The organism is Kitasatospora putterlickiae, from assembly GCF_039527695.1.
In the GTDB taxonomy this organism is placed as follows: Bacteria; Actinomycetota; Actinomycetes; order Streptomycetales; family Streptomycetaceae; genus Kitasatospora; species Kitasatospora putterlickiae.
The window spans coordinates 50,745-54,637 of record NZ_BAAAKJ010000020.1; the positions used below are offsets into that span (position 1 = coordinate 50,745).

Genomic DNA, 3,893 nt, shown 5'->3' on the forward strand with positions numbered 1-3,893 from the left:
GTGGCGGTGCACCCGGTCGGGGGGTGCGCCGCCACCGCTGCTTCGTGTTCCGGGGCTACTTCTCGATGTCGCCGCGCATCTTGGTGAACAGGGCGGCGGCCTCGGCCGGGGTGGTCTTCGGGAACAGCGCGACGCCGGCCGTGGAGGCGTCGGACCAGCCGCAGACGACGTCCGTGGTGGGCGCCTCGGGCAGCCTCAGGCACTCCAGCGAGCCGCCGAGCGGGCCGGCCGGGTACGGGGTGGCGGTGGTCGGGTCGCCGGTGGAGCCGTTCTGCAGGGCGTAGTCGATCATGCCGCGCCAGAGGTGTTCGCGGCGCTTGGCCGGGTCCTCGGGGACGTTGTCGACGGCGATCAGCAGGATCCGGCGGCCGGAGGTCTGGCCGGGGCGGTCGAAGTTGGCGAGCACCAGGTGCATGTTCTCGCGCATCTCGCCCGGGTCGACGGCGACGTCGGAGACCGCGTCCTTGCCGGTGGTCTTCGCCAGCCCGCCGGCCGTCCCGGCGTCGACCACCTGGCGCTTGCCGGCCGGGGCCGTGGTGGCCGGGGCGGTCGCCCGGCCGGTCGGCTGCGCGGTCGTGGTGGGCCGGCCGGTCGGCTGCGCGGGAACGGTCGGCTGGGCGCTCGCGGTCGCGGCCGGTTGCGCGGTCGCGGTGGCCGGCGGTGCGGAGACGTCCTCGTTCTCCGGCCCGCAGGCCGTCAGCGCGAGCGCGGCGACGATCGCGCCGGCGACGGCGACACGGGCGGTGGACACGGATCTGGCACTCTGCACGGCTCTACTCCTGTGACATGAACGGAACCCGGGCGACCTGCACCCGGCGAGCAGAACGCTAGGGGGTGCCGGCCTCCCGCCGACAGGCCGGGAGCGGAGCGCGGACGGCACCGGGACACGACGGTGACGAAGCGTCACTCGCCGCCGTCGCGCCCCGACGCTGCGTCAGGCCGTCTCGACCTTGAGGTCGCGCAGCAGCTTGGCCACGTGGCCGGTCGCCTTGACGTTGTACAGCGCGTGCTCGACCTCGCCCCGCTCGTCGACGATCACGGTGGACCGGATCACCCCGGTGACGGTCTTGCCGTACAGCTTCTTCTCACCGAACGCGCCGTAGGCCTCCAGCACCTTCTTCTCCGGGTCGGAGAGCAGGGTGACCTTGAGGTCCTCGGCCTCGCGGAACCGGCCGAGCTTCTCCGGCTTGTCCGGCGAGATGCCGATGACGTCGTACCCGGCGCCGGCGAACACCTCCAGGTTGTCGGTGAAGTCGCAGGCCTGCTTGGTGCAGCCGGGGGTGAGCGCGGCCGGGTAGAAGTAGACGATCACCTTGCGGCCGAGGTGACCGGCGAGGGACACCTCGTTGCCGTCGGCGTCGGGCAGGGTGAAGGCGGGCGCGGTGTCGCCGGGCTGGAGACGCTCACTCACGGGATTTCTCCTGGTGCTGGACGGGCGGTCGTACCACGGCAAACTTACCTCCGATGGTGGGTGGGGCCGCGCGGCCCCGCGTGTCAGCTGACACACTGGGTCAGTCGCACGGAACGAACGTCAGTGAATGGGGTGGCCCGAGTGGGCGAGGCGAGCAGTACGGACAAGTCGGCGCGGACGACCGCCCAGATCGAGGCGGACATCACCCGGACCCGCACCCGGCTGGCGGCGACGCTGGACGAGCTCGCCGTGCGCGTGCACCCGACCACCGTCTCCGCCCAGGTCAAGGCGAAGGCCGTGGCCGCCGTCGAGGAGAAGGCCGGCCGGGCGTACGTGGCCGCGAGCGGCCTGGTCGAGCAGGCCCGCGCGCAGTTCGTGGACGAGAAGGGGCGGCCGCGCAAGGAGCGGGTCGTCCCGGCCGCGCTGGTCGGCGCCGGTCTGGTGCTGCTGGTCGTCTCGGCGCGCAAGCGCCGCAAGGGCTGAACCGACCGCACCTCCCGGGCTGGCGTCACACGCCACGCCCGGGAGCGGTACCTTCGGGGTCGTGAGTACGAACGACGAACCGACCCAGCAGTCCCTCCACGGCGAGGCCGAACCGCCGCGTCACGACCGGCTCGGCGAGAAGCTGCCGATCAAGATGCTGCACGACCGCGTGCTGGTGAAGACCGAGGCCGGCGAGGGTGAGCGCCGTTCCACCGGCGGCATCCTGATCCCGGCGACCGCGGAGATCTCCAAGCGCTGCGCCTGGGCCGAGGCGGTCGCCGTCGGTCAGAGCGTGCGTTCCGTCGAGCCCGGCGACCGGGTGCTCTACGACCCCGAGGACAAGCTGGAGGTCGAGGTCCGCGGCGCCACCTACGTGCTGCTGCGCGAGCGTGACCTGCACGCCGTCGCCGCGATGCGCTTCGGCGACACCGAGGGCTCGACCGGGCTCTACCTGTAGCCGCCGAGCGGAGCCCTCCGGTGGGCCGCCGTGCCTTGGGCGCGGTGGCCCACAGGCGTTTCCGGGGGCGGCCGCGGACCCTATGATCCGCCCATGGTGATCGACGACGGGCAGCGGCGGGCGCGGGCGGGGCGGCGGTTGCTGCTGGCGCCCGCCGGGTGGGCGGCGCGGGTGGAGGAGGTGGCCGACGCGGTCGTCGGGCTGCACGCCTCCGATCCCGCGACGGTGTACCTGTCGGCGTGCGCGCGGCTGCGCGAGCCGTCGGCGGCCGAGGTGGACCGGGCGCTGTACGACGAGGTCTCGCTGGTGAAGCTGCTGTCGATGCGGCGGACGCTCTTCGCGGTGACCGATGCGTTCGCGCCGTACGTGAGCGCGGCGGCGGCGCGGCAGATCGCCGCCAAGGAGCGGGCGACGCTGCTGAAGCACCTCGCGGAGTTCGCCGAGGGGTGGAGCCCGGAGCGGCTGGCGGAGACCGAGCGGGCGGTGCTGGCGGCGCTGGCGGCGCGCGGCGAGGCGACCACGGCCGAGCTGGGCGCGGACGTGCCGGCGCTGCGCGAGACGATGCTGATGTCGGTGGGCAAGCCGTACGAGGCGAAGCAGAGCGTGGGGAGCCGGCTGTTGCGGTTGCTGGCCTCGGACGGGCACGTGCGGCGGTGCCGGCCGCGCGGGTCGTGGCTGAGCAACAGCTATCCGTGGGCGCCGGTGGCGCCGTGGCCGGAGGTGCCGGTGCGGGAGGCCAAGGCGGAGGTGGTGCGGCGCTGGCTGGCGTCGTACGGGCCGGGGACCGTCGAGGACGTGAAGTGGTGGACGGGCTGGACGCTGGGGGAGGTGCGCCGGGCGCTGGCCGACGTGGGCGCGGTGGAGGTGGCGCTGGCGGGCGGCGCGGCGGGTCTGGTGCTGCCGGGGGACGAGGGGCCGGTGGCGGAGCCGGAGCCGTGGGCGGCGCTGCTGCCGGGGCTGGATCCGGCGGTGATGGGCTGGCGGGGCCGGGACTGGTACCTGCGGCCGCGGGACGTGCCGGCGCTGTTCGACCGGGCGGGGAACGCGGGGCCGACGGTGTGGTGGTGCGGCCGGGTGGTCGGCGGCTGGGCGCAGCGGGCGGACGGCGAGGTGGTGTGGCGGCTGTTCGAGGACGTGGGGGCCGAGGCGCGGGCGGCGGTCGAGGCGCGGGTGGAGCGGTTGGCGGGCTGGCTGGGGGCGGTCCGGGTGACGCCGCGGTTCCGTACGCCGTTGGAGCGTGAGCTGGTGGCCTGAGCGCGGTCCGTCCGGGGTCACGCCGGGGGCGGGGTGACCGGCTGGGCGGTGGCCGGGGGTCTGGCGGTGGCGGGCGGGGCCGGGGTGTGCGGGGTCGGGTCCGGGTTCTTGCCGGGGGCGGTGGTGGCCGGCGGTTCGGTGGTGGGCCGGTCGGCGGTGGGCCGGGCGCTGGGGGTGGCCGGTGGCTGGGCGGGCTCCTGCGGGGTGGGCGTCACGGGGGTGGACGGTTCGGGGGCGGCGGTGGGCCGGTCGGTGCCCGGCGTGGGGGTGGTCGGGGTCGTGGTCGTG

General features: G+C 75.1%; 5 protein-coding genes and 1 pseudogene. 3 read left to right on the forward strand and 3 right to left on the reverse strand.

Annotation, left to right across the window (positions count from 1 at the left end):
• Positions 1 to 55 precede the first annotated feature (55 nt).
• Both ABD308_RS02500 and bcp read right to left on the reverse strand, forming a co-directional pair.
• On the reverse strand, positions 56 to 769 hold the full coding sequence (locus tag ABD308_RS02500) for a hypothetical protein (protein ID WP_344324781.1): 714 nt from the start codon (positions 767 to 769) through the stop codon (positions 56 to 58).
• Between the two features lie 165 nt (positions 770 to 934).
• Positions 935 to 1,411, reverse strand: coding sequence for a thioredoxin-dependent thiol peroxidase (gene bcp, locus ABD308_RS02505; protein ID WP_344324784.1), 477 nt, complete (start codon positions 1,409 to 1,411; stop codon positions 935 to 937).
• Between the two features lie 141 nt (positions 1,412 to 1,552).
• Between bcp and ABD308_RS02510 the strand changes: the two genes are divergently transcribed.
• The 3 genes from ABD308_RS02510 (at position 1,553) to ABD308_RS02520 (ending at position 3,605) form a co-directional block, all read left to right on the forward strand.
• On the forward strand, positions 1,553 to 1,894 hold the full coding sequence (locus ABD308_RS02510) for a DUF3618 domain-containing protein (RefSeq protein ID WP_344324787.1): 342 nt from the start codon (positions 1,553 to 1,555) through the stop codon (positions 1,892 to 1,894).
• A 154-nt stretch (positions 1,895 to 2,048) separates the two neighbouring features.
• Positions 2,049 to 2,351, forward strand: coding sequence for a co-chaperone GroES (locus ABD308_RS02515; protein ID WP_078881937.1), 303 nt, complete (start codon positions 2,049 to 2,051; stop codon positions 2,349 to 2,351).
• Positions 2,352 to 2,444: 93 nt separating this feature from the next.
• The gene (locus ABD308_RS02520; protein WP_344324790.1) at positions 2,445 to 3,605 is read left to right on the forward strand and encodes a winged helix DNA-binding domain-containing protein; all 1,161 of its coding nucleotides are present in this window, start codon (positions 2,445 to 2,447) and stop codon (positions 3,603 to 3,605) included.
• A gap of 17 nt (positions 3,606 to 3,622) precedes the next feature.
• On the opposite strand, the pseudogene ABD308_RS02525 reads toward ABD308_RS02520, so the two are convergent.
• A pseudogene (locus ABD308_RS02525) lies at positions 3,623 to 3,893 on the reverse strand (hypothetical protein); the annotation flags it as partial.

What these genes read in the sequence shown, in the direction of transcription:
- ABD308_RS02515 (WP_078881937.1), top strand. Translation starts at nt 2,049, where the DNA reads ATGCTGCACGACCGCGTGCTGGTGAAGACCGAGGCCGGCGAGGGTGAG.
- ABD308_RS02520 (WP_344324790.1), top strand. Translation starts at nt 2,445, where the DNA reads ATGGTGATCGACGACGGGCAGCGGCGGGCGCGGGCGGGGCGGCGGTTG.